This window comes from Mycobacterium spongiae (assembly GCF_018278905.1).
In the GTDB taxonomy this organism is placed as follows: Bacteria; Actinomycetota; Actinomycetes; order Mycobacteriales; family Mycobacteriaceae; genus Mycobacterium; species Mycobacterium spongiae.
Genome location: NZ_CP046600.1, coordinates 87,025 through 114,006, shown reverse-complemented (window position 1 = coordinate 114,006; position 26,982 = coordinate 87,025). Strand labels below are relative to the sequence as shown.

Below are 26,982 nucleotides of genomic sequence, written 5' to 3'. Positions count from 1 at the left end.
CCGTGGTCATGACGTGGTGGGAAGGTATCGGATGTCTTTGGTGATCGCGGCCCCGGAGGTTATCGCCACGGCGGCAACGGATCTGGCCGGTCTTGGTTCGACCATCAATGCGGCTAATGCCGCCGCGGCGGCGAACACGACGACGGTGTTGACCGCCGGCAGCGATGAGGTGTCGGCGGCCATCGCGGCCCTGTTTTCCGCGCACGCCGCCGACTATCAGGTACTCAGCACCCAGGTGGCACAGTTTCATCAGCAGTTCGTGCAAGCGCTGACCAGCGCTGGGGGGGCCTATGCGGGTGCTGAGGCGCTCAACGCGTCGGCGCAAAGCGTCGAACAAGACCTGCTCGCGGTCATCAACGCCCCCACCCAATTCTTGTTGGGGCGCCCGCTGATCGGTAACGGCGCCGACGGAGCGGCAGGTACCGGGGCCAACGGGGGGGCCGGTGGGATCCTGTTCGGCAATGGCGGGGCCGGCGGGTCCGGGGCACCCGGACAGGTCGGTGGTGCGGGTGGGGCTGCGGGGTTGATCGGCCATGGTGGCCGTGGTGGGGCCGGCGGGACGGGCGCCGTGGGCGCGGCGGGCGGTGCCGGTGGGGCCGGTGGCTGGCTGCTGGGCAACGGCGGTGTCGGTGGGCTCGGCGGCGTGGGCACCGTCGGTGCCGGCGGGATCGGGGGGGCTGGCGGCGCGGCGGTGGGGTTGTTCGGTCATGGCGGGGCCGGTGGCCTCGGTGGGAGCGGCGCTGCGGTGGGCGGCAGCGGTGGGACCGGTGGGGGTGGTGGCCGCGGCGGGTTGTTCTACGGCGACGGCGGTGCGGGTGGGGCCGGGGGTAGCGGTGACCTCGCGGGTGTCGGCGGTAGCGGCGGGAGCGCGGTGGTGATCGGCCACGGTGGCGTGGGTGGTGCTGGCGCGGCCGGCGCCGCCGGTGATCAAGGGGCGACGCTGGGGGCGGGGGGCACTGACGGCGCTGCCGGTGGGGCCGGTGGGGCCGGTGGGGCCGGCGGCAACGGTGGGTGGTTGTTCGGCGCTGGTGGTACGGGTGGTGCCGGTGGCTTTGGGGGTGACGGCGGTCAGGGTGCCGGCGGCGACATCACCCTCAATGCTGGTCGCGGTGGTGACGGCGGCGATGGTGGGAACCCCGGGGCGGGTGGGGCCGGTGGGCGTGGCGGTCTTATCGGTGCCAACGGCGCAGCCGGGCAAACGACCAGCGGGGGTAACGGCGGCACCGGCGGCAACGGAGCCGATGCCACGGCCGCCGGCGCCGATGGCGGTGCCGGCGGTAACGGCGGTGCTGGCGGGTTGGTCGGCGATGGTGGGGCCGGCGGAGCCGGCGGGGCTGGTGCCAGCGGCCCGGACAGCGCCGTCGGCAACAGTGTCGGTGGTCGCGGCGGTGACGGCGGGGTCGGCGGTGCTGGCGGTGCTATCAGTGGTGACGGCGGCCTCGGCGGTCGCGGCGGTGACGGCGGCGCCGGCGGCGCCAACGCCGGCGACACCAGTGAGGGTGGTCGCGGTGGTGACGGCGGTGACGGCGGCGCCAGCAGCACCGGGGTCGGAGGCAATGGTGCGACGGGCGGCAACGGCGGCGCCGGCGGCGCCAACTCCCTCATCAGTGTCGGTGGCGACGGCGGTTCTGGTGGTGACGGCGGATTCGGGGCTAGCGCCGGCGGCGACGGCGGCACTGGTGGTCTGGCCGCTGACGGCAGCGACGACAACACCAACAGCCTCAGTTTCGGCGGGGACGGCGGGACCGGCGGCAACGGCGGGGCCAGCGACGAGACAGCCGGGGCCGGCGGTCGCGGCGGCAGCGGCGGCGCCGGCGGCGCCAACGCCGGCGGCAGTTTCGGTGGTCGTGGCGGTGATGGCGGTGATGGCGGCGCGAGCACCACCGGGGCCGGGGGCAACGGCGCGGCGGGCGGCAACGGCGGCACCGCCGGCGCCAACTCCGGCGACAGTGCCGGCGGGGACGGCGGTGCTGGCGGTGCCGGCGGATTCGGGGGCAGCGCCGGCGGCCACGGCGGCGACGGCGGTCTGGCCGCTGACGGCCGCAACGACAACATCAACGGCAACAGTTTCGGCGGGGACGGCGGTAACGGCGGTAACGGCGGCGATAGCGACGCGACAGCCGGCGCCGCCGGCGCGGCCGCCGACGGCGGCAATGGCGGCGACAACGCCGGAGGTAGAAGTTCCGGTGGTCGTGGCGGTAACGGCGGCAACGGCGGCGCCAGCACCACCGGGGCCGGCGCTGACGGCGCCACCGGCGGCAACGGCGGCACCGCCGGCGCCAACTCCACCAGCAGTGACGGTGGTGACGGCGGGTCTGGCGGTGACGGCGGGTTCGGCGCCAGCGCCGGCGGCGACGGCGGGGACGGCGGTCTGGCCGCTGACGGCCGCGACGACAACACCACCGGCACCAGTCGCGGTGGTAGCGGCGGCGACGGCGGCAACGGCGGCGACAGCGACGGGACAGCCGGGGCCGCCGGCGCGGCCACCGCCGGCGGCAACGGCGGCGCCAACGCCCGAATCAGCAGCGGTGGTCGCGGCGGGGACGGCGGTGACGGCGGCGCCAGCAGCACCGGGGCCGGCGCTGCCGGCGCTAACGGCGGCAACGGCGGCACCGCCGGCGCCAACGCCGGCGACAGTTTCGGTGGTGGCGGCGGGTCTGGCGGTGACGGCGGCTTCGGGGCCACCGCGGGCGGCGACGGCGGTGACGGCGGTCTAGCCGCTAACGGCCGCGACGACAACACCACCGGCACCAGTCGCGGCGGGGACGGCGGCAACGGCGGCAACGGCGGCGACAGCGACGGGACAGCCGGGGCCGCCGGCGCGGCCACCGCCGGCGGCAACGGCGGCGCCAACGCCCGAATCAGTAGCGGTGGTCGCGGCGGGGACGGCGGTGACGGCGGCGCGAGCACCACCGGGGCCGGCGCCAACGGCGCGACGGGCGGCAACGGCGGTACCGCCGGCACCAACTCCGGCACCAGTTTCGGTGGTGACGGCGGGTCTGGCGGTGCCGGCGGATTCGGGGCCACCGCCGGCGGCAACGGCGGCGACGGCGGTCTGGCCGCTGACGGCCGCGACGACAACGCCAACGGCACCAGTCGCGGGGGTCGCGGCGGTGACGGCGGCAACGGCGGTGACAGCAACGGGACAGCAGGGGCCGCCGGCGCGGCCACCGCCGGGGGTAACGGCGGCGCCAACGCCGGCGTGTCCAGCGTGGGTGGTCGCGGCGGTGACGGCGGTAACGGCGGGGCCAGCACCACCGGGGCCGGCGCCAACGGGGCGACGGGCGGCAACGGCGGCACCCCAGGTGCCAACTCAGGCGGCAGTGTCGGCGGTGCCGGCGGGTCTGGCGGTGACGGCGGATTCGGGGCCACCGCCGGCGGCGACGGCGGTGAGGGCGGTCTGGCCGCTGACGGCCGCGACGACAACATCAACGGCGACAGTGTCGGTGGTCGCGGCGGTGACGGCGGCAACGGCGGCGACAGCGACGGGGTTGCCGGGGCCGCCGGCGCAGCCGCGGATGGCGGCAACGGCGGCAGCAAGGCCGGCGGCTTCAGTCATGGTGGTAACGGCGGTAACGGCGGCAACGGCGGCGCCAGCACCACCGGGACCGGCACCAACGGCGCGAACGGCGGCAACGGCGGCACCCCCGGCGCCAACGCCGGCGACAGTCGCGGCGGGGCCGGTGGGTCTGGCGGTGACGGCGGATTCGGGGCCACTGCCGGCGGCGACGGCGGCGACGGCGGCCTGGCCGCTGACGGCCGCAACGACAACGCTGGCGGCAACAGTACCGGCGGTCGCGGCGGCGACGGCGGTAACGGCGGTGACAGCGACGGGGTTGCCGGGGCCGCGGGTGCGGCCACCGCCGGCGGTAACGGCGGCGACAATGCCGGCGTCTTCAGTACCGGCGGTCGCGGCGGTGACGGCGGTAACGGCGGCGCCAGCTCCACCGGGGCCGGCGCCAACGGTGCTAACGGCGGCAACGGCGGCACCCCCGGTGTCAACTCCGGCAGCAGTGTCGGCGGTGCCGGCGGTGCTGGCGGTGACGGCGGATTCGGGGCCACCGCCGGCGGCGATGGCGGTGACGGCGGCCTGGCCGCTGACGGCCGCGACGACAGCGCCGGCAACAGTACCGGCGGTCGCGGCGGCGACGGCGGCAACGGCGGCGACAGCGACGGGACAGCCGGGGCCGCCGGCGCCGCCACCGACGGCGGCAACGGCGGCGCCAACGTCAACAACAGTCAGGGCGGTCGCGGCGGTGACGGCGGTAGCGGCGGGGCCAGCACCACCGGGGCCGGCGCCAACGGCGCCGACGGCGGCAACGGCGGCACCGGCGGCGCCAACGCCGGATCAAGCAGTGCCGGCGGTGACGGCGGTGCCGGCGGTGACGGCGGTGCCGGTAGCGGCGGCCCCGGCGACGACGGCTTGGACGGCCTCCCCGCGGTCGGCAGCACCGGCGGTGACGGCGGTGACGGCGGTGCCGGCGGACCCGCCGCCTAGCGCTATCGAGAGTTATGTGGCCGTGGTCATGACGGGTGTGGAAGGTATCGGATGTCTTTGGTGATCGCGTCCCCGGAGGTTATCGCCACGGCGGCAACAGATCTGGCCGGTCTTGGTTCGACGATCAGTGCGGCTAATGCCGCCGCGGCGGCGAGCACAACGACGGTGTTGACCGCCGGCACCGATGAGGTGTCGGCGGCCATCGCGGCGCTGTTTTCCGCGCACGCCCGCGACTATCAGGTGCTCAGCACCCAGGTGGCAGGGTTTCATCACCGGTTCGTCCAGGCGCTGGCCAGCGCTGGGGGGGCGTATGCGGGTGCTGAGGCGCTCAACGCCTCTGCGCAAAGCGTCGAACACGACCTGCTCGCGGTCATCAACGCCCCCACCCAATTCTTGTTGGGGCGCCCGTTGATCGGTAACGGCGCCGACGGAGCGGCAGGTACCGGGGCCAACGGGGGGGCCGGTGGGATCCTGTTCGGCAATGGCGGGGCCGGCGGGTCCGGGGCACCCGGACAGGTCGGTGGTGCTGGTGGGGCTGCGGGGTTGATCGGCCATGGTGGCCGTGGTGGGGCCGGCGGGACAGGCGCCGTGGGCGCGGCGGGCGGTGCCGGTGGGGCCGGTGGGTGGCTGCTGGGCGATGGTGGTGTCGGTGGGCTCGGGGGCGTGGGCAGCGTCGGTGCCGGCGGGATCGGGGGGGCTGGCGGCGCGGCGGTGGGGTTGTTCGGTCATGGCGGGGCCGGTGGCCTCGGCGGGACCGGCGCTGCGGTGGGCGGCAGCGGTGGCACCGGTGGGGGTGGTGGCCGCGGCGGGTTGTTCTACGGCGACGGCGGTGCGGGTGGGGCCGGGGGTGGCGGTGCTGGCGCGGGTGCCGGCGGTAGCGGCGGCAGCGCGGTGGTGATCGGCAACGGCGGAGTGGGTGGTGCTGGCGCGGCCGGCGCCGCCGGTGATCAAGGGGCGACGCTGGGGCGGGGGGCACTGACGGCGCTGCCGGTGGGGCCGGTGGGGCCGGCGGTAACGGTGGGTGGTTGTTCGGTGCTGGTGGTACGGGTGGTGCCGGTGGCTTCGGGGGTGACGGCGGTCAGGGTGCCAACGGCGACATCACCCTCAATGCTGGTCGCGGCGGTGACGGTGGCGATGGTGGGAACCCCGGTGCTGGTGGGGCCGGTGGGCGTGGCGGTCTTATCGGCGCCAACGGCGCAGCGGGGCAAACGACCAGTGGGGGTAACGGCGGCAACGGCGGCAACGGAGCCGACGCCACGGCCACCGGCACCGATGGCGGTGCCGGCGGTAACGGCGGTGCTGGCGGGTTGGTCGGCGACGGCGGGGCCGGCGGAGTCGGCGGCACCGGCGCCAGCGGCCCCGACGACGCCGTCGGCCTCAGTTTCGGTGGTCGCGGCGGTGCCGGCGGCACCGGCGGTGCTGGCGGTGCGATCAGCGGTGACGGCGGCCTCGGCGGTCGCGGCGGCCACGGCGGCGCTGGCGGCGACAACACCGACGGCTTCAGTATCGGTGGTCGCGGCGGTGACGGCGGTGACGGCGGCGCCAGCACCACCGGGACCGGCGGTAACGGCGCGATGGGCGGCAACGGCGGCGCCCCCGGCGCCAACTCCCTCAGCAGTGTCGGTGGTGACGGCGGTTCGGGCGGTGACGGCGGATTCGGCGCCACCGCCGGCGGGGACGGCGGCACCGGCGGTCTAGCCGCTGACGGCCTCGACGACAACACCAACGGCAACAGTATCGGCGGGGACGGCGGTGACGGCGGCAACGGCGGCGACAGCCACGGAGGCGCCGGGGCCGCCGGCGCGGCCGCCGACGGCGCCAACGGCGGCGACAACGCCGGATTGACCAGTTTCGGTGGTTTCGGCGGTGAAGGTGGGGATGGCGGCGCCAGCACCACCGGGACCGGCGCCAACGGGGCGGCGGGCGGCAACGGCGGCAGCGCCGGCGCCAACTCCACCAACAGTGCCGGCGGTGCCGGCGGGTCTGGCGGTGACGGCGGATTCGGGGCCACCGCCGGCGGTGACGGCGGCACGGGCGGTCTGGCCGCTGACGGCCGCGACGACAACACCACCGGCAACAGTACCGGCGGTCGCGGCGGTGACGGCGGCAACGGCGGCGACAGCGACGGGACAGCCGGGGCAGCGGGTGCGGCCACCGACGGCGCCAACGCCGGCGACAACGCCGTCGGCAGTTTCGGTGGTCGTGGCGGTAACGGCGGTGACGGCGGCGCCAGCACCACCGGGATCGGCGCCAACGGCGCCAACGGCGGCAACGGCGGCACCCCCGGCGCCAACTCCACCAATAGTTTCGGCGGTGCCGGCGGTGACGGCGGTGACGGCGGATTCGGCGCCAGCGCCGGCGGCGACGGCGGTGACGGCGGTCTGGCCGCTGACGGCCGCGACGACAACACGAACGGCACCAGTGCCGGCGGCGACGGCGGTGACGGCGGCAACGGCGGTGCCAGCGACGAGACAGCCGGGGCCGCGGGTGCGGCCAGCGACGGCGGCACCGGCGGCGACAACGCCGGAGTCAGTGAGGGTGGTCGCGGCGGTAACGGTGGTGACGGCGGCGCCAGCACCACCGGGGTCGGCGCCAACGGCGCGACGGGCGGCAACGGCGGCACCGCCGGCGCCAACTCCGGCAGCAGCATCGGCGGTGCCGGCGGTTCCGGCGGTGACGGCGGATTCGGCGCCAGCGCCGGCGGCAACGGCGGTGACGGCGGTCTGGCCGCTGACGGCCGCGACGACAACACCAACGGCACCAGCCTCGGAGGTGGCGGCGGTGACGGCGGTAACGGCGGCGACAGCGACGGGGTTGCCGGGGCCGCTGGCGCAGCCACCGACGGCGGCACCGGCGGCGACAACGCCGCAATCAGTGTCGGTGGTCGCGGCGGTGACGGTGGTGACGGCGGCGCTAGCACCACCGGGGCCGGCGCCAACGGCGCGACGGGCGGCAACGGTGGCACCGCCGGCGCCAACTCCGGCAGCAGTACCGGTGGTGCCGGCGGTTCCGGCGGTGACGGCGGATTCGGGGCCACCGCCGGCGGCGACGGCGGTGACGGCGGTCTGGCCGCTGACGGCCGCGACGACAACACCGCCGGCCGCAGTGTCGGCGGTCGCGGCGGTGACGGCGGTAACGGCGGCGACAGCGACGGGACAGCCGGCGCCGCCGGCGCAGCCGCTGACGGCGGCACTGGCGGCGACAACGCCGGAATCACAAGTCAGGGTGGTCGCGGCGGTGACGGCGGTGACGGCGGGGCCAGCACCACCGGAGCCGGCGCCAACGGCGCGACGGGCGGCAACGGTGGCACCGCCGGCGCCAACTCCGGCAGCAGTTTCGGCGGTGCCGGCGGTGCTGGCGGTGACGGCGGATTCGGGGCCACCGCCGGCGGCGACGGCGGTGACGGCGGTCTGGCCGCTGACGGCCGCGACGACAACACCAGCGGCTTCAGTGGCGGCGGTGACGGCGGTGACGGCGGTAACGGCGGCGACAGCGACGGGACAGCCGGGGCCGCCGGCGCGGCCACCGCCGGCGGCAACGGCGGAGACAACGCCGGATCAACCAGTTCCGGCGGTCGCGGCGGCGACGGCGGTGACGGCGGCGCCAGCACCACCGGGACCGGCGGCGCCGGCGCGACGGGCGGCAACGGCGGCACCGCCGGTGCCAACTCCGGCAGCAGTCGCGGCGGTGCCGGCGGTTCTGGCGGTGACGGCGGATTCGGGGCCACCGCCGGCGGCGACGGCGGTGACGGCGGTGAAGCCGCTGACGGCCGCGACGACAACACCACGGGCAACAGTGCCGGCGGCAACGGCGGAGACGGCGGCAACGGCGGCGACAGCGACGGGACAGCCGGGGCCGCCGGCGCGGCCACCGCCGGCGGCAACGGCGGAGACAACGCCGGATCAACCAGTTTCGGCGGTCGCGGCGGCGACGGCGGTGACGGCGGCGCCAGTACCACCGGGGCCGGCGCCAACGGCGCGATGGGCGGCAACGGCGGCACCCCGGGCGTCAACTCTGGCGGCAGTTTCGGCGGTGCCGGCGGTTCTGGCGGCGACGGCGGATTCGGGGCGACCGCCGGCGGCGACGGCGGTGACGGCGGTCTGGCCGCTGACGGCCGCGACGACAACACCAACGGCAACAGTCGCGGCGGTGTCGGCGGTGCCGGCGGCAACGGCGGCGACAGCGACGGGGTTGCCGGGGCCGCCGGCGCGGCCACCGACGGCGGCAACGGCGGAGACAACGCCGACGGCTTGAGTCTGGGTGGTCGCGGCGGTGACGGCGGCAACGGCGGCGCCAGCACCACCGGGACCGGCGCCAACGGCGCGACAGGCGGTGGTGGCGGCACCGGCGGCGCCAACGCCGGCAACAGTGTCGGCGGTGCCGGCGGTAAAGGCGGTGACGGCGGCGCCGGTAGCGGCGGAGAGGGCGACGAGGGCATGGGCGGCGACCCCGCGGACGGCAGCGCCGGTGGCCAGGGCGGTACCGGCGGTGACGGCGGACCCGCCGCCTAGACACTATGGGGTGACCGTCGGCGTCTTGTCGGAGGTGCGGGCCGGGGCCTCGCGTACCCATGTTCGTGGGTTACCCGGTGGGGAGCGGGGCCGGCCCGGTGGCGGTGGCGGATGAAGCCGGTCCGACGGGTTTCGGTCTGTATCGGCGCCGACCCGTGCTGGGGTTCGATGTGGGGTCGTCGCACCGTCGAAAGTTCAGGGGCCGTCCGGCGAGCGAATGAAGACCCATTCCCTGGATGGGCTGCGTCCCTGCCGGTTGTTGCGGCTCGATGAGATCACTTCGGTGGCGATCCCGCGCGTGGGTCGGGAAGCGGCGCGTGAGAACCTACAAAGCTTGTAAGTTCCCATCGAGAGAGTCATCCCGGCTGTCTATATCTGTGCGTTTTCCGTTGTCTCACAGTGATTCCGGCCCCGCCGCCGGATGATCCGATGACAAAGCACTCGCTGACCTAGTCACTTTGGACCTCGACGAACCGCCACGCCCGGAACGGATTTCGGTCTTGCTACCCTGTTTTGATGCCGCGAGCACTGAGCGACGAGCAAATTCAGGCGTATCTCGATAGCCGCCCCGGCTGGGCGATGCTTAGCACCATCGACACCGATGGGTTCCCGCACACCGTACCCCTTGGATATTTTCGCCTTGGCCGCGACATCATCATGGGCGTGCGGGATGCGACGCGCAAAGTTGCCAACATCGAGAGCAACCCGAACGTGAGTGTCTTGCTCGAGGACGGCACCACCATGGCAGATATCCGCGGAGTGATGTTCCAAGGTCACGCCCGCATCGTTCGGGACCCACGCGAAGCACTTCAGCTGTCACGGGAAGGCGCCCGGGCACGGGGCGTGCCGGAGGCCGAATGGCCCACCGCACCCAGACCGGGCGTCGCGTATATCCGCATGACGCCCCTGAGAACCGTGTCTTGGGATTACTCGAGTTCACCGTCGGAATAGGCCTAGCTCACGCCGGCGGCCGGCCCCATCGCGATGATCGGGCCGTCGATGATCATCGCGGCGGCTTCGGCATCGAATAATGCGGGCACTGACAGTACTTGCAGGCACCTCAGGATTGCCCGGGCGTGGCCAACCGTGCCGTGGCTACGGGCCGCACGCCCCAGAACGGAGGTTTCGGCCCCAGGAGCGACTGGTAGTTGAACCGACCCTGAGCAGGCTGGGTGGCTGCCGGGTCTATCTAGGTCATGCCTACTATTCGGTCGAATTGATGGGGCAGCCTGAGGCGGTGGGCAACGTGGAGTTGTATGGCCAGCGTGTGGTGTTGCGACGGGCGACGATTGCCGACGCCCCAGCTTTTCGGCGCGCGTTGAACACCGCTGAGGTGGCTCGATGGTGGGAGGGTGGCTGGCCCGATCCCGAAGGTGACCTGGCCAAGCTCGATCATCAGCTGTTGGCGATTGTCGCCGGCGGCGACCTGGTGGGCATGATTCAGTGGCATCAGGTTTGCGACCCCGTCGTTCGGTTCGCGGGCATCGACATGTTTGTCCATCCCGACTATCACCGCCGGGGCTATGGCAGCGATGCGCTGCGCACGTTGTTGCGGTGGTTGTTCACTGACGTCGGCCATCACCGGGTGACGATCGATCCGGCGATAGACAATGTTGCAGCGATTCGGTGTTACGAGCAGTGTGGATTCCGACGCGTCGGTGTGATGCGCCAGTACGAACGCACGCCAGACGATGGGTATCGCGACGGACTGTTGATGGAACTGCTCGCGTGTGACTTCAGGGCCGATGTCTGAACGTAGCGTGTCTTGCCTGGTGCCGTTGTCACCGAGGATGACGACAGGGTCGGTGCCGTCCTGGACACCGCGAGCGCAATCGGGCGGTACCACCTGAATGGTCGCCACGTCGCCTCACTGATCAGATCGGTCGTCGCGAGGCCCCAGTGATCCGGCGCACCTCCGCCCGCGTACCGAACTTGAGAACCTCAATGGCCAACGACCTATTGGTTCCTGTTTTCCGTGGCACGTTCCGGACGGTTGAACTGCGGTGCCATCACTTTTGACGTCCCATCCGCACTCCTTCTGGCGCTGCTACCCTGAATAGGATTGTTGCCCTTGATATTTGCCGTTCGCTGTCCCCAAGGTTGCCGGTTTGGCCGAGCGCCACGACGGCCGGTGGCGCATCCCAATGCGATGCACTGCGCCCTCGGCTTGATCGCGTGCAGCCGATCGGTCAACTACGTCCATCTGTCGATACGTGCACAGCGAGGTCACAGGTAGCGCACAAGCGCGATACAGCCAATCGACGCGCACAGGCCATATCCTGAATGCAGTTCCATACTAAAACGTATCCCATCTCTCTCTGGGAGGCTCGCGTGTGCGCGGCCAAGATGCCACTGAAGGTTGACTTCCGTTCGCGGACATCGGACGGAAGCGAGAGTGTCGAGCGCGCCAAACCGCCGGCACATGCCGACGTACTTATCGACCGCGGCAGTACCGGCAACACCAGCAACCGGACGGTGCTCGCCGAATCACGGCGGATCGTCAACGCCGAGCACGCAACGGTGATGATTTCCGATTTCGAAGCTCCGACTGATCGCTCCTTCGGACCGGCTCAAGCTGTCGGTGGTTTGAATACGTCGATGCTCGCGGGGTATCCCGCGGTGCTTTGGCTGTTGCTGGGTGGCAGTCTGGTGCTGCGGTTGGCGGGGTTTGCCTATCCTTTCCTCGTTTTCCTTGTCGCGGGGTTGGGCTATAAGGCTGCGGCCTTCGGGATCGTTTCGGCGACTTTTGGATTGGGCTGGGCGATCGGACTGTTGGTTTGTGGGTCGCTGGTCGACCGTTTCGGGGCGCGCATGGCGCTGGTGAGCACGATGCTGCTGGCTGCCGGCGCGCTGGCGATGCTAGCGCAGGCCCGCAGCCTGTTGGCGTTGGTGATCGGGGCGCTGGTCGTCGGTTTGGTTCACGACGCGCCGCGTCCGGTGTTGGGTGCCGCCATTGCCGAGTTGGTCGCCGAACCGCTGCGGCGGGTGAAGATCGATACCTGGCGCTACGGCCTGACCAACGCGGCCATGGCAATCGCCGGCGGAGTTGGTGGCGTGCTTGCCGGCTGGTTTGGCGCTCCGATTCTTTACTGGATCAACGCTATTGCGTGCGCTGGGTTGGCCGTGGTGGCGCTATTCATTCCGGCTGCGGGGCGCGGCATTGCGTCAGTCGGGCAGGCCGGCTATCGATACGGCTTTTCTGACAAACGGCTTGTCCTGCTGTTCTTCTCGAGCCTGGCGACCCTTATCGCATTCATGGGTTTGTTCACAACCATGCCCATGCTGATTTCCGAGTCGAGCCTGGGAGTCGGTACGTATGGTTGGGCGCTGCTGGGCAATGCTGTGACCGTGGTCGCACTCACCCCGTTGATCGGGCCGTGGGTGAGCAGAAGAATCGAAGTCGTTCCGCGCGTTGACATTTTGGCGGCAGCCGCGGTCTGGGTCGGCATCTGCATGGCGGCCGTGGTGTTCACCGAATCCCGTGTTGGCTTCGGTGTGGCCGCAATCGCGTGCGCGCCTGCGGAGATTGCCTGGTTCGGTGTTAGTGCCGGTGTCGTGCACCGGATCGCTCCGGCCGGCCAGGCTGGGCGCTACCACGGAATATGGTCGGCTGCGCGAGCGCTCGCCGCGGTTATCGCCCCACTCTTGGGCTCTGCGGGTCTGATGTATGGCGGACGGCCGGCGATTGCTGCAACTACGGCGATAATCGTTGTCATCGGCTCCGGGCTGTGCTTGCCTTTGGCCCATAGCCTGGCTCAGCCGTCAGGCGGTGCGGTACCCACGCCAATCGGCGTTGATATGCAACCACCCTAGGGGCCGCATCCCCAGCGCTGGTCTCGCATCAAAGGCCAGCAGAAGAACATGCGCTTGCAACTCAAGCGCCTTGCAGTGAGCTGGAATTCGCGGCAGGGCATTACTGGCTCGTTCCCAGCTCTGAGTCGATCGGCGCAAAGCCAAACCCAGATATCTCTACACGTGAAGTTGATGCGTGCGGCAAAAAGGATGTGATCAGAAGTGAGCACGAACAAGTCGACCGCTTTCGTCGAAAATGTGGCTACTAATAGCGGCTTTGGAACAACTACAGAGTGCGACCGTCCCGATCGGCTGGCGTTGGGGCACGATGTGCTGGAAAGGATTCGGAGGCAGGCCAGGCGCGCACCACAGCGAATTGCGGTAACAGACTCGGCCAGCAACGTCGATTACCAAACGCTGGACCTATGGTCGGACCAGGTCGCTGAGTCGCTTGAGCGCGCTGGGGTCATCGAGGGCCAGATCGTCGGTGTCCTGGTGACGCCGTCGGTGGCGTGGGTGGTCACCATGCTCGGGATCCTGAAGGCCGGAGCGGCATTTTTGCCGCTGGACACCGGCCATCCCCGTCAGCGACTCGAAGACCTCATCGCCGACGCCGCTCTGACGGCGGTGTGCACCCTCGGCGAGCCCCACCCGGCCCTAACGTCGTTTACCGGGGACGTCATCGACGTGGCCTACCGCGACATCGCTTCGCCGACGCGGCCGCTGCCCCGCTTCGACGGGTCCAAGCTGGCCTATGTCTTGTACACCTCGGGCTCGACCGGCAAACCCAAAGCCGCAATGCTCACGCATCAAAACCTGAACTACGTGGTGGATGCTTACGACGATGTGTTCGCCCTGGGTCCCGATGATCGGGTAGCCCAATGTGCGCGACCAAGTTTCGATGCCAGCTTGCTTGAGACGTTTCCGACGTTGTGCGCTGGTGCGCGCCTGGTCATTGCAGGGCCACGGGTGCGTTTCCCCGGTATCGAGAAGCTGAACTTCCTTATCGACCAACACATCACTTGGCTATTCGCCACGCCGCCCGAGTTGGCCGTGCTGCCCGTCGGGCCGCTGCCGGCGTTGCGCTACCTGGTCTCCGGTGGTGACCGCCTCAGCGCCGACGTCGTCGGCAAATGGGCCAGCCCGACCCGGCGCATCGTCAACGCCTACGGTCCCACCGAGACCGGGGTCATCGCCACGTTCGGGGAAGTCGCACCCGATGATCGCCAGCCGCCCATCGGCTACCCGGTCAACGGTGCCCGGCTTTACGTCGTCGACGAACAACTCCGGCTGTGCCCGCCCGGTGAACCCGGTGAGCTCCTTATCGGCGGGGACGGCGTCGGTCGTGGATATCTGGGCCAACCCGACCTGACCACCCAGCGCTTCATCGACGACCCCTTTGGGGACGGCGGGCTGGTCTATCGCAGCGGCGACATCGTGCGCTGGCTGGCCGACGGGCGGCTGGGCTTCATTGGCCGCGGCGACAACCAGGTCAAGATCCGCGGCATGCGCGTGGAGATCGGCGAGATCGAGGCCGCTCTTGCCGAGCATCCCGACGTCGAACAGGCCGCGGTCGTCGTTCACGACGGTCGCAACGGCGAGCACCATCTGATCGGCTACATCGTGGTTGGTCCCGGTGCGCGTATCGAAGCGCACGAGGTCAAGACCTGGATGGCCGATCGTGTTCCGACTCAGCTGGTTCCCACCCGCGTCATGGCGGTCGACGCCTTCCCACTGACCCATAGCGGCAAACTCGACCGAAAAGCCTTCCCCAGCCCACCGCCGGAGATCGCCGAGTCGAAAGTCGCGCCAATCGGCCCCACCGAGGAGTTGATCGCACGGGCGTGGGCCGCCGCACTACCAGACGGCGTCGACCCCGGCCGGGATGACAACTTTCTCGCATTGGGCGGGACATCGATCGGCGCTGCCAGTATTCTCGCCGCACTCAGCGCCGCGCGGTCAGTGACTATCACATTCAGCGAGCTCCTTGAAGTGGGATCACTTGCCGAGCTCGCCGAACTAGTCGATCACCGAGAGCAGCAAGGGGATTCGACAATCGGCCAGTGCCCCGAGAGTCATGCGTCGAGTTTGTCGACGATGGAGGAACAATTCACGTTTCTCGCCCGACTTGTTCCAGACTCGGCAATTCACGCGGAGTGCTTCGAGATCACGATTCACGCGTCGCTGGACACCCAGGCGTTTCAACAGGCGGTCGACGCGCTTGTCCAACGCCACGAGGCCTTTCGCACCAGCTATCCGACAGTGCTCGGCGAATCGCGGCGTATGGTGCACGAGAACGCCACGGTGCCCGTGATTGTCCACGACTGCCGCGGTAGCGACTGGGCCCGTATCGCGGCGGCGAAAGCCCGCGAGCCGTTCGATCTGGCCAATGGTCCGCTGGTCCGCATCGATGTCTTCGACACGGGCAACAACGAACATCACGTCCTTGTCCGATTCCATCACATCTTGTTGGACGACTGGTCCTGTCGACTCGTTGTCGCCGAATTGGCGCAGGCCTACCAGGCAGCGCGCGCGGGACGACCCGTCGAACTCCCCCCGGTGTCCCACACCGTGGCCGATTTCGCCCACTGGCAACGCTTCACCAAGGACCACCAGCCAGACATTCAATGGTGGAAAACCAAACTCGACGGCGCCATCCCGGCCGAGTTGCCCTCGGACCGACCACACCCGGCAATCCGGACGAATGCGGGGGCGCGCCTGGCTCGCGAGGTATCCCCAGAGCTGCTCACCGGGGTACGTGAGCTTGGCGCGCAGTCCGGAGCGACATCATTCGCCGTCATGCTCGCAGGTTTCGTCGGGTTCGTGCGGCGCAGCGTAGGCAGAGACGACATCACCATCGGGACGATCTCGGCGAACAGAACGGCGCCAGGCACGAACTCACTTGTAGGTTGCCTGGTCAATGCCGTTCCACTCCGTCAAGACGTCCCGGCCGAAACCAGCTTCCGCGAACTGGTCGCTGCTACCCGGCGGAACTACCTCGATGCGCATTCACACGCCGGCACACCCTTTGCGCTGCTCGTCAAGAAGCTCAAGGTCAAGCGGCGACCAGGCGTCAACCCGCTGTTCCAGATCTCGTTCTCGGCGAACGTCCCGACTCGGCAGCCCGCGCCCGGCTGGACCGTGCGGATGACGCCATTCCACAACGGGACAACCAACTTTGATCTGGGGATGCAAGTCGAAGAAACCGAAGACGGCACGAGATGTTGTCTCGCGTACGCGACCGATCTGTTCGATCACACGACCGCCGAATCGATTCTGGATGGCTATCTCGACTTCTTGTCGAACGCCATCGCGGCACCCGATTCCAACCTCACTGAGATAGGAACCAAGTAATGTCTACAACGCACCCACTAGACGCCGATTTCATCACTCGTTATCGCCATGGCAGCGACGATGGCGTGCTGGAAAGGATTCGCAGCCAGGCCCGGCGGGCACCGCAGCGAATCGCAGTAACAGACTCAGCGAGCAGCGTCGATTACCAAACGCTGGACCTGTGGTCGGACCAGGTCGCTGAGTCGCTCGAACACGCCGGGGTGATCGAGGGCCAGATCGTCGGCGTCCTGGTGGCGCCGTCGGTGGCGTGGATGGTCACCATGCTCGGGATCCTGAAGGCAGGGGCAGCGTTTCTGCCGCTCGACTCCAGCCATCCCCGTCAGCGACTCGAAGACCTCATCGCCGATGCCGCGCCGACGGCAGTATGCACCCTGGGCGAGCCCCACTCGGCCCTGACGTCGTTTGCCGGGGACGTCATCAACGTGGCCTACCACGACATCGCGTCGCCGACGCGGCCGCTGCCCCGCTTCGACGGGTCCAAGCTGGCCTATGTGCTGTACACCTCGGGCTCGACCGGCAAACCCAAAGCCGCAATGCTCACCCACGGGAACCTGACGTACGTGGTGGATGCCCACGACGACATGTTCACGCTGGGTCCCGATGACCGGGTAGCCCAATGTGCGCGGCCAAGTTTCGACGTCAGCTTGCTCGAGACGTTTCCGACCCTGTGTGCCGGTGCGCGCCTGGTCATTGCCGGCCCGCAGGTGCGTCTCCCCGGTATCGAGAAGCTGAACTTCCTTACCGAGCACCACATCACGTGGTTCCACTCCACCCCGCCTGAGCTAGCGGTGCTGCCCGTCGGGCCCCTGCCGGCGTTGCGCTACCTGGTCTCCGGTGGTGACCGGCTCAGCGCCGACGTCGTCGGCAAATGGGCCAGCCCGACCCGGCGCATCGTCAACGCCTACGGCCCGACCGAGACCGGGGTCATCGCCACGTTCGGCGAGGTTAGCTCCGATGATCGCCACCCCCCGATCGGCTACCCGGTCGCCGGGGCCCGGCTCTATGTCGTCGATGACCAACTCCGGCTGTGCCCGCCCGGTGAACCCGGTGAGCTCCTTATCGGCGGGGACGGTGTCGGTCACGGATATCTGGGCCAACCCGACCTCACCGCACAGCGATTCATCAACGATCCCTTTGGGCACGACGGGGTGGTCTATCGCAGCGGCGACATCGTGCGCTGGCTGGCCGACGGGCGGCTGGGCTTCATCGGTCGTGGCGATAACCAGGTCAAGATCCGGGGAATGCGTGTGGAGGTCGGTGAGATCGAGGCCGCTCTTGCTGAGCATCCTGACGTCGAACAGGCCGCGGTCGTCATCTCCGAAGGCCACAACGACGACCACCGGCTGATCGGCTACATCGTTATCCGCCCCGGCGCCCAGATCCAACCGCAGGAGGTCAAAACCTGGATGGCCGAGCGGGTTCCGAGTCAACTGGTTCCGGCCCGCATCATGGCGGTCGACGCCTTCCCACTGACGCCCCACGGCAAACTCGACCGGGAGGCGTTCCCCACCCCACCCTCCGAAACCCGCAGTGCGGCAGCACCCGTCGGAGCGAGCCTCGAGCGCACGATTGCGGGGATCTGGGCCACGCTGCTTGAAATCGACCGCGTCGACGTCGATGACCACTTCTTCGACATCGGCGGCGATTCCCTCCTGCTTGCCCGGGTGCAGGCGATGGTCCAACAGGAATGCGCAGCCGAGGTCAGCCTGATGGCGCTGCTGCAGTTGCCCACCGTGCGCCACATTGCCGAGCACATTCGCCAGAACCCCTCGGCCGCTTAATTTCTCATCCGAAACACTCTCGCTAGGAAGAATCATGACAACATCCGCCGACACCACGACAACCGACACCACCAAAGCCATCGCGATCATCGGTCTGGCAGGTCGCTTTCCGCAAGCCGCCAATCCGGACGAACTCTGGGACCATGTCCGCAAGGGCAATGAGTGCATCTCGACACTGTCCGAAGACACCCTGCTCGAGATGGGTGTCGACGCCGACGATGTGACCGATCAGAACTACGTGCCCAGGCGCGGAGTCATGCCTCGGGTCGGTCAATTCGACCACGAACCGTTCCGACTCAAGCCGGCGGAAATCAAACTGACCGATCCGCAGCACCTCACGTTCTTGGAGGAGGCTTACGCCGCGCTCGACAGTGCCGGATACGACTCGCGACGCCGTCAGCGCAGCAGCTCGCAAAGCCGGCGCCTCGGACGAATCGGCCTCGTTGCCGGATGCGGAGCACCGTCAGACCTCCCCCGACGCGAAGACGATCCTGTCGCTGCGATGCAACAGACGATCGCGTGGCGGTCGGACTTTCTCACCACGCGCGTGGCATATCTGTTGAATCTGCACGGGCCCACGTTTTCGGTGCAGACGGCCTGCTCGACGTCACTCGTCGCCGTGTGCATGGCCTGTCAGGTGCTGCTCGCCGACCAGAGCGACATCATGCTGGCCGGTGGCGTCACCGCCGGCCGGCCGGTCGGTTACTTCTACCGGCCCGGCATGATCTTGTCGCCCGACGGTCATTGCCGTGCCTTCGATTCCGACGCTGCCGGCACGGTCCCCGGTGACGGCGCCGGTGTGGTTGTCCTCAAGAGACTTGACCGCGCCCTCGAGGACGGCGACGCCATTCGCGCCGTCATCCACGGGTTCGGCGTCAACAACGACGGTTCCGAGAAGATTGGCTTCACCGCCCCGAGTGCGGAGGGCCAAGTGGAAGCCATCGAGACCGCGTTGGCGACCGCAAGGATATCGCCCACCCAGGTTGGCTACATCGAAACTCACGGCACCGCAACGCCACTGGGCGATGCGGTCGAGCTGAGCGGCCTGAAAGAGGCGTACTCGCCGGACGAAAACGACGCCCCTATCCTGATCGGATCGCTCAAGACCAACACGGGCCACCTCGATACAGCCGCTGGCATTGCCGGACTGATCAGAACCGTGCTGGCGATCGAACATCGGGAGATACCTGCGAGCCTGCACTTTTCCGGCGGGGATCCGACTTACCTGGGCAAGGGCTTCGAGGTCAACACCGCGCTGCGGCCCTGGCCGACAGACCGGCCGTTCGCGGGTGTGAGCAGCTTCGGCATCGGCGGTGCCAACGCCCACGTCATCGTCGGACCCGCGCCGACTCAACCGTGTTCCGCCCCCACCGATCCGGATCCCGTCGTCGAGGTGATCACGGTGTCGGCGCCGAGCGTCGAAGCCCTGCACAGGCGATCGGTTCAGCTCGCCGCTCACCTCGAAGCCAACGTAGACCAGCAGATCGCCGACGTAGCCTTTACGCTGCACGAGGGCCGCGAGGAACACCGATTCCGGCGGTATGTGCTTGCGGCCGACTGCGGCGAGGCCGCCGACCAGCTGTCCGAGCCGGCAAAGGCGGTCGACGGGCGCCGGAAGCCCCACGTTGCCTTCCTGTTCCCTGGCCAGGGTGTGCGCTACCTGGCGGACTATCGCCACAGTCCGCTGTTTCACCACCACGTTGAATCGGCACTCGCGGAACTTCGTGAGGTCACCGATGTAACAGAGATCGCCGACTATGTGCATGCGCGGCCGCGGGCCGATTGGAGCCAACACCAGCACAGCGCGCCGGCCCTGCTCATCGTCGAATACGCGCTCGCCAAAACGCTGATCGACTGCAACATCGTGCCCCACGCCCTACTCGGACACAGCTTCGGCGAGTACGCCGCCGCGACCGTGGCAGGCTCGATGACCCTGGTCGACGCGATGCGCCTGGTTACCCTTCGAACAGATTTGATGCAGCAGACCAAGCCCGGCGGCATGCTCGCCGCCCACATCTCCGCGGAGCAGGTGCGGCCGCTCCTCAGCGACGAGCTGACCGTGGCGGTCGTCAACGGGCCAAGCGACATCGTGGTCGCCGGGGCCGGCCCAGCTCTCGACGCGTTGGCGGAGGTTCTCACCGCCGCCGACGTGGAGAGCAAGCGTCTCGGCATCGGATTCGCGGCTCACAGCCCGCACATGGACGAAATCCTGGACCGTTTCCGGGCGGGTTTCGCCGGAATCACGTTGCGCGCGCCGCAAATTCCGATCGTGTCCTCCCGCACCGGCAATTGGGTCGACACCGAGTTCGAAAGCGTCGACTACTGGGTCGACCAGCTGCGGCACAGCGTTGCGTTCAGTGACGCACTGTCCACACTCGCGGTTGACCACAATCTGCTCGTGGAGGTCGGTCCGGAAGCGAGCCTGTCCCGACATGCGCGCAACATCGTCAAGCATCAAGCTCCCGACACCGCCGTCGTCGAGACACTCGGCGCAACGAAACAGCGGAGTTCGGCTCCCTCGGGGCTGCTCCGTACGGTCGCCGAATGCTGGTCACGCGGGGTAGCGGTGGACTGGCGGCCGCACAGCACCGGTCGCCGCCGCGTCGCGCTCCCGACCTACCCGTATCGCGACCTTCGACTGGTCGACGACCAACAGCCACAAGATCCGCAGACCCGCCAGCCGCGTCGGGCGGCCGTGAGTAGCGCCGCGACCCCGGACCGGTCCACATCGGATCTTGCCGAGGCGCTCTCGCAGCTCTGGCGCGAGCTACTCGACGTGGACACCGTCGCTGTGACCGACGACTTCTTCGAGCTGGGTGGCGATTCGTTGCTTGCGGTTCGCGCCGCACATCGAACGGGTGCGTTACTCGGGGAGGAGTTTCCACCCCGTCGGCTCAACGAGTTGCCGACGATCAAGGACATTCTGGGAGCCCGCGAACGTGACGCGGCCGGCGGCCAAGAAGATCTGCCGGCTCGCATTGTGCGGCTGACCGGTCCGAATCTGACCGGTGAAACACCGCTCTTCTTCGTTCATCCTGCCGGCGGCCATGTGTTCTTCTACCGGGATCTGGCGCGGGCACTGCCCCCGTCGGTGCCGCTGTACGGAGTGGAGATGCTGCCCGGGGAAGGTGAACGCGATGACTCGACAGTGCAAGACATCGCATCCCGATACCTGAGCGATATTCGTCGAGTGGTGGGTGACGGTCCGTATCTGCTCGGCGGCGCGTCCTTCGGGGGCGTGGTTGCCTACGAGATGGCCCAACAGCTCCTCGCCGCTGGCGAAACCGCGACCGTGTTCATGGTGGACTCACCGCGGCCGAACGCTTCGATACCGTTGCTGTCCGATAGCGAGGTGCTGAGCTATCTGATCACCCGCAGGGCGCCGGCAGCCGAGCCGGCCGAACAGTTCCAGGCGCTGTCACAGGTCGACCAATATCGCATGGTCCTGGACTCGGTGTCGGCAGCCGAACACGACGCGGACCAGGCGGACGAGGACGGCGTTGCATCCTTCCTGCGAATGTTCCGGTCCAATGTCGCCGCCACGAAGGCCTACGGTCCGAGCCCGCTTGCCTGTGACGTTCACTTCTACGATGCGCAGGACGGCGACGGAATCAATAACGGGGACAACGGCAAAGGGTGGCGGCCTTTGGTGCGCGGGCGCTACACCTGCGACGTGATACCAGGAACGCACATCACCATGAACCTGAACCCGAACGTGGAGCTGCTCGCCCAGCACATCACGAAGCATGTCAAGGCGATTCGACACACCGACGCGGCGGCGTGACACACAGCACAGACAGGGTGGCGTTGCCGCACAAGTGATCCGGTGAACAGCGAGGGGTATCAATCACGTCGTGCGGCAACGTGGCCGTGCGCGTAGGCCTCCCGGCGATTCTCATGGAGGGGCGCCCTCACCAGCTCAAGTTTGACGTCATGACCGAGGATGCGGCTGGCCTCGCGCACGCCGCTGTCGACCGCGCCGTCGACATAGCCGGAACGGAGGACGTTGGTTGCCTCGCCGGCAAATAACAGCCGCGATGCGACCGGTGCAAGCAGGTCGGCGAAGTGCTTCTCGCTGGTCTCGGGCCGAACGGTCGAGTAGCTACCGAGTGCAAGAGGATCGAGCTGCCATGCTGTGGTGTGCGCTGCCGTCGGCTTCGTGACGCGGCCAGGGAACATCGTTTCGAGGATGGCAAGCGCCTGGGCGATCATGGGCTCCGGATCTCCCACGAGGCGGGTTCCGTGGTCGCCGGTCAGCAGCGCAACCAGCGTCGGACGGCCGGCGCCGGCGCTGAGATCGAAGAATATCGGGCACGGTGTGTCATCGTCGATGTTGTACAGGTTGCGCGCTCGCGTGGGGTTGGTACGCCAGAACGGCTCGTCGAATCGGAAGATGATCTTTTCGAGGCGTCCGACTCCGATCCCTTCGATCGCAGCGACCTTTGCGGCGGGTAGCGGCGGGTCGAACGCGATGGTGCCGGCTTTGAGCACACCGAGGGGAACCGTCACGATGGCGTGGGCACCACTGAACGTCCCCTTGGTGGTGACGACCTCGACACCCTCGTTGCGGTATCGGATCGACTCGACGACGTGCTCGAGCCGGATGTCGAGGCCAGCGGCCAGCACATCCACGAGGCGGCCGTAGCCACCGACGATGACCGATTCCCGCCCGGCGTAGACCATTCCGCTCTCTGTTGCATGGGCACCGAGCAGGTCGGCTCGATCGGCCCAGTTCAACTCGGCCGACCGACGAACCAGGAACCTGCGAACGCGGCGGACGTCGTCGGCTCGCCCCCGCCGATCGACCACCCTGTCTATCCGCTCAGCCAGGTTCGTCGCTTCCGTCGTGTCGGGCTCCGAGAGACGCTCGGTGGCGCGTGCGATGGCCACGATGTGGCGCAACGACTCGACGCGTCCGAGCCACCTGCGCCTGACGGGGTCGAACGCTCCAACACGGAACGGGTCAACATAGTCGGCGCGCATCGTCGCCAAACCGGCGCTCCCGGCAAGCCCAACGATCGGGTTGGTCTTGTGGCCGTCGATCCATGCTGCGCCCTCATCAACCAGAGCGCCATCGACGTCGACAGTGCTCATTCGACCCCCGACCCTGGTCCGTCCCTCGAGCACCACCACGTCTCGTCCATGGCTCTGCAGCAGCCGCGCTGCGGCGAGACCCGCCGCCCCCGCTCCGACCACGATCACCCGATCGACGTTTCGATCCGTCTCTGTCTCCATGGCCGAACACTATCAATTGATTGACGTATCGTCAAACAATTGTCTATAGTCGAGGCGTGTCATCGTCCGGCGATCCCGAGACCAGTCGCCGTCGCGGCCGCCCCAGCGTCGCCGGCGAACGCCGAGCCGCGATCATCGAGGCGCACATCCAGCTGATCTCCGAGCAGGGCTCACCTACGGTTCCCATGGCCGACATCGCCGAACGAGCCGGAGTTGCTCGCACCGCGATCAGCCACTTCGTCGGCGATCACAAGGCACTGCGCGTCGCCACGATCCACGAGCTCGGCCGCCGCTACGAACTCGCGATCCGGGACGCAGTGGGTCCGGACCCAACTCCGGAGAACATCATCGACCTGCTGTTCTCCCGGGCCTGGACGACCCACCGCTCGACCGACGACCGCGCATTCGACCTCCTGCAAGCGACGGCGAGCCGGCACCCCGAAACACGCAAGGCCGTGCGGGACGCGTACGCCCTTCTCGTGGACGAGCTTGCCGCAGCGATCACGCGCAACTCGAAGACCTCCCCGCAGCGTGCCGCTGCCATCGCCTACGCAATCGTCTGTCTCTCCGAGTCCAACACCGTGTTGCTCGATGTCGGATTCCCCGAACATCACAGCCGGGACGCCGCCGGGCTGGCCCGCTCGATGCTGAAGACCGGCTGAGCTCAGGCCGCTTGCGTCATGGACCGCTCGATCATCGACCACGCAATCGCTGCGACGCCGAGGGTCAAGACGCCAGTCAGCAGAAAAAGCAGCACGTAGGAGCCGGTGAGGATCAACAGGGGGCTGCCGACGCCAATGGCAACCGTGCCACCGAGCATCTGCACGCTCAGATTGATCCCGCTGGCCTCGCCCTGCTTGGCCGCCGGCACCGCTCCCATCAACGCCGGACGAGCGCTCACCGCGATGAACGGCATGGTCGCTCCCCACACGACCATCACCGCAACGATCGCCGCTTCGCTATGCAACGACGTAGCCAGCCCGATCGCACTCAGGGCCACCCCGGTGATAACGAGCGCGACGGTGAGCGGCACCCGGGAGCCGTACTTGTCGCGGGTCGCGCCCGCCAACCGCGAGGTGATCAGGGTCGGCAGAATGGCGATGCTGACAACGACGCCGGCCTCGATCGGCGAGCGCCCCAGCGCATGCTGCAGATAGAGCGCTACGAAGATGAACACGATCATCTTCTCGAACTGAAACATCGCGAAGACCACGTTGCCGCCGGCGAAAGTGCGGATGCGCAGCAACTCCAGTTGCACTACCGGCTCGGCACGTTTGAGTTCGACGGCAACAAATGTGGCGATGAGCGCACAGCCGCCCACCAGCGGGCCGATGATGGCCGGCGATGTCCACCCCCAATCGCTGGACTGCATCAATCCGACCGTGATACCGGTCAAGCCCACCACCATCAGTGCCAGCCCCGGGTAGTCGAACCGCGCGAAACCGAAGGCCCCGGCGCCCCGGGAGCTGCCGGCCTGCGGCTCCAGCATCATCAACAGCACGCCAGCCGCCACCGCGACGATCGGCACGTTGATCCAGAAGATCCACCGCCAGGAGACCAGCTCCGACAAGAGCCCACCCACCAGCGGCCCAGATGCCATGAAACTGGCAGCTATCGTCGTCTGGATTCCGAACGCGGCGCCGCGCTGCTGCGGTGGAACGCTGGCAGTGATGATCGCCATGGAGCCCGGAAAAGTCATTGCCGCACCCACGCCCTGCACGGCACGGGCGGCGACGAGCCAGCCGCCGCTCGGCGCCGTAGCCGCCACCGCGGATCCGGCCGTGAAGAACGCGGCTCCGACCACAAAAACCCGGCGCCGGCCCAGCAGATCGCCGAGTTTGCCACCGATAGCGACAAAACAGGTGAACGTCAGCAGGTAGGCATTGACCACCCAGTGGCTGGCGACCTCTGTCATGCCCAGGTCAGCCCGGATGGTGGGCAGCGCCACCCCCACCACCGTCTCGTCGAGCACGACGAGACCGAGCACCAGGCTGGCCGCAGCGACAATCCACCAATGACGGTTCTCCTGAGTGGCGGACATCTCGGCCGTAGTGCCTAGTCGGGTGACCGCTCGCCACGCAACCTGGCGAGTAGCTGCTCGCGATCGCTGCGCCGGCGCTCATCGAATGCGGCGACGCTGGTGGTGGCGCGCCTGCGCAGCGGGGCGAAAACCCACATACCGAGAGGCAGCGCGATCACGATCGCGACAGCGACAGCCACGTAGAGCGGGACGTCGTCGACGCCGAACAGCCGGGTAACGCCGTAGATCGCCGCGGCGAGCGCAGCCGCCAACGCCAATCGGGCCAGTGCATATGCGAGGAGGTCGCGGACCATGCCGGAACCGCTTTGCTGCTCGTCTGCCACGGCTTGAGCGTACCGACGCGTGCATATTCCGCGCGGCCGTGCACATGACCAGCACTAAGCGCGGAAGGTTAACTCCGGCTGCCGCACGGGTGAATATCTGCTGTCCTGGGCCGACTTCGGCGCGCGGCACTGCCGGGGCCTGGCCAGACTCATGGCCGTGCAACCCCACTCCCCACTCCCCCGACGGGCTCTTTGCGCCGCGGTGACTGTGCTGATCCTGGTCGGCTGTTCCACCCAAGCCTCCGAACAAGCGGCCACCACCCCAGCCGCCGCGCCGAACGCCTCGGCCGCCAACGGTGTCCCGGAACTGGACCGGGCCGGATGGACCGACTCGGTCTACCAGACGCTGACCGACACGATTGCGGCGTCGTCCGGGCAGGGCAAGATCGTGGTGTTCGACTTCGACAACACCACTCAGGCACGCGACATCGGGGAGGCGATGCTGGCCCGGGTGCAGGAGACCAACGCCATCGACCCGGCCTCGCTGAGCCCGGCGATGTTCCCGCCGTTCAGCACCGCCGAGGGCAAGCCGATGGCGATCACCGACGGAATCTCCACCTACTACGACGCGGTGCTGGACTCCGCCGGCGATACCGACCCGTTCCGTGAGTACTCGTCACTGCCGTTGGTAGCGACCACGTTTACCGGCCACACGCTGTCGGACTTCCTGGCCCAGACCGCCGCGGTCTACGACAACGGGGCCGGCGCGGCCGACCTGGATTCCAAGGAGGAGTCGACGATCCTGGGCGCCGGCCGGCCGTTCATCTACCCGCAGATGGCCGACCTGTACGGCAACCTGCGCAGCCACGGCTACGACGTGTGGGTGGTCTCCGCCGGGGTCACCTGGGCGGTGCGTTGGATGGTGCAGAACGCGGTGAACCCTGCCATCGTCGAGAAGTACGGGCAAGAGGCGGCGCTGCCGATGGATCACGTCGTCGCGGTCACCACGCTGCTCAAGGACCGGGAAACCGGGAAGCTGGTCTCCGACTATCAGATGACCCACCAGAACCCCGATCCGGCCTATATCGGCCTGGACCCCGACCGGATGTCCCAGCTGGAGATCCTGTCCATCCCCGACGGGGTGGCGTCGTGGCGCGGCGGCAAGGCCGGCGCGATCGACAACATCATCAGTCGCGGTGAGCTGTTCATGGCGGCCGGTGACTCGATGGGTGACGTCGAGATGCTCTCCCGGGCGCCCAACCGGCTGGTGATCAGCCGGATGAACAAGCCGGGCCTCGCCGCGGGCTTCGCCGAGGAGATCGAGCAGGCCCCGGGCGCGAACTGGATGCTGCAACCGACGATAAACTCCGCGCCGGTGGGCTTCCTACCGACACAGTGCACGATGGCAGAAGAGACCGCGGGCAACGCCGATATGACCGCTAAGACGGGCAAGTCCTTGGCCACCCTGGAGACCACCGGGAAGCTGGGTTCGTTTGTCACCTGTTGA

At 68.7% G+C, this 26,982-nt stretch carries 12 protein-coding genes and 1 pseudogene; 10 read left to right on the top strand and 3 right to left on the bottom strand.

The window, feature by feature from the left end:
• Positions 1-31: 31 nt before the first annotated feature.
• From F6B93_RS00455 to F6B93_RS00425, 8 genes and pseudogenes are all read left to right on the top strand, one after another.
• Positions 32-4,498 (top strand): PE family protein, encoded by a 4,467-nt coding sequence (locus F6B93_RS00455; RefSeq protein ID WP_246540934.1) that lies wholly within the window; start codon positions 32-34, stop codon positions 4,496-4,498.
• A gap of 51 nt (positions 4,499-4,549) precedes the next feature.
• A pseudogene (locus F6B93_RS23645) lies at positions 4,550-9,009 on the top strand (PE family protein).
• 516 nt (positions 9,010-9,525) lie between these two features.
• A complete protein-coding gene (locus tag F6B93_RS00450; RefSeq protein WP_211697149.1) occupies positions 9,526-9,960 on the top strand; it encodes a pyridoxamine 5'-phosphate oxidase family protein in 435 nt (144 codons plus the stop codon).
• Positions 9,961-10,228: 268 nt separating this feature from the next.
• The gene (locus F6B93_RS00445; RefSeq protein WP_246540931.1) at positions 10,229-10,762 is read left to right on the top strand and encodes a GNAT family N-acetyltransferase; all 534 of its coding nucleotides are present in this window, start codon (positions 10,229-10,231) and stop codon (positions 10,760-10,762) included.
• A 578-nt stretch (positions 10,763-11,340) separates the two neighbouring features.
• On the top strand, positions 11,341-12,822 hold the full coding sequence (locus tag F6B93_RS00440) for an MFS transporter (RefSeq protein WP_211697148.1): 1,482 nt from the start codon (positions 11,341-11,343) through the stop codon (positions 12,820-12,822).
• A gap of 201 nt (positions 12,823-13,023) precedes the next feature.
• Positions 13,024-16,155, top strand: coding sequence for a non-ribosomal peptide synthetase (locus tag F6B93_RS00435; protein WP_211697147.1), 3,132 nt, complete (start codon positions 13,024-13,026; stop codon positions 16,153-16,155).
• Positions 16,155-17,936, top strand: coding sequence for a non-ribosomal peptide synthetase (locus F6B93_RS00430; protein WP_211697146.1), 1,782 nt, complete (start codon positions 16,155-16,157; stop codon positions 17,934-17,936). Before F6B93_RS00435 ends, F6B93_RS00430 begins: the two co-directional genes overlap by 1 nt.
• Positions 17,937-17,970: 34 nt before the next feature.
• Positions 17,971-21,720, top strand: coding sequence for a type I polyketide synthase (locus F6B93_RS00425; RefSeq protein ID WP_211697145.1), 3,750 nt, complete (start codon positions 17,971-17,973; stop codon positions 21,718-21,720).
• 59 nt (positions 21,721-21,779) lie between these two features.
• Here the strand turns inward: F6B93_RS00425 and F6B93_RS00420 are convergent, their stop codons facing one another.
• Complete coding sequence (locus F6B93_RS00420; RefSeq protein WP_211697144.1) at positions 21,780-23,171, bottom strand: flavin monoamine oxidase family protein; 1,392 nt, start codon at positions 23,169-23,171, stop codon at positions 21,780-21,782.
• A 56-nt stretch (positions 23,172-23,227) separates the two neighbouring features.
• On the opposite strand from F6B93_RS00420, the gene F6B93_RS00415 reads away from it, so the two are divergent.
• The gene (locus F6B93_RS00415) at positions 23,228-23,833 is read left to right on the top strand and encodes a TetR/AcrR family transcriptional regulator (protein WP_211697143.1); all 606 of its coding nucleotides are present in this window, start codon (positions 23,228-23,230) and stop codon (positions 23,831-23,833) included.
• A 2-nt stretch (positions 23,834-23,835) separates the two neighbouring features.
• Here the strand turns inward: F6B93_RS00415 and F6B93_RS00410 are convergent, their stop codons facing one another.
• The gene (locus F6B93_RS00410; RefSeq protein WP_211697142.1) at positions 23,836-25,212 is read right to left on the bottom strand and encodes an MFS transporter; all 1,377 of its coding nucleotides are present in this window, start codon (positions 25,210-25,212) and stop codon (positions 23,836-23,838) included.
• A gap of 14 nt (positions 25,213-25,226) precedes the next feature.
• Positions 25,227-25,505, bottom strand: coding sequence for a DUF4229 domain-containing protein (locus F6B93_RS00405; RefSeq protein WP_211699185.1), 279 nt, complete (start codon positions 25,503-25,505; stop codon positions 25,227-25,229).
• 232 nt (positions 25,506-25,737) lie between these two features.
• On the opposite strand from F6B93_RS00405, the gene F6B93_RS00400 reads away from it, so the two are divergent.
• Complete coding sequence (locus F6B93_RS00400) at positions 25,738-26,982, top strand: HAD family hydrolase (protein WP_211697141.1); 1,245 nt, start codon at positions 25,738-25,740, stop codon at positions 26,980-26,982.

Coding starts and splice junctions, on each gene's coding strand:
- F6B93_RS00455 (WP_246540934.1), top strand. CDS start 32: ATGTCTTTGGTGATCGCGGCCCCGGAGGTTATCGCCACGGCGGCAACG.
- F6B93_RS00450 (WP_211697149.1), top strand. CDS start 9,526: ATGCCGCGAGCACTGAGCGACGAGCAAATTCAGGCGTATCTCGATAGC.
- F6B93_RS00445 (WP_246540931.1), top strand. CDS start 10,229: ATGGGGCAGCCTGAGGCGGTGGGCAACGTGGAGTTGTATGGCCAGCGT.
- F6B93_RS00430 (WP_211697146.1), top strand. CDS start 16,155: ATGTCTACAACGCACCCACTAGACGCCGATTTCATCACTCGTTATCGC.
- F6B93_RS00425 (WP_211697145.1), top strand. CDS start 17,971: ATGACAACATCCGCCGACACCACGACAACCGACACCACCAAAGCCATC.
- F6B93_RS00420 (WP_211697144.1), bottom strand. CDS start 23,171: ATGGAGACAGAGACGGATCGAAACGTCGATCGGGTGATCGTGGTCGGA.
- F6B93_RS00410 (WP_211697142.1), bottom strand. CDS start 25,212: ATGTCCGCCACTCAGGAGAACCGTCATTGGTGGATTGTCGCTGCGGCC.
- F6B93_RS00405 (WP_211699185.1), bottom strand. CDS start 25,505: ATGGTCCGCGACCTCCTCGCATATGCACTGGCCCGATTGGCGTTGGCG.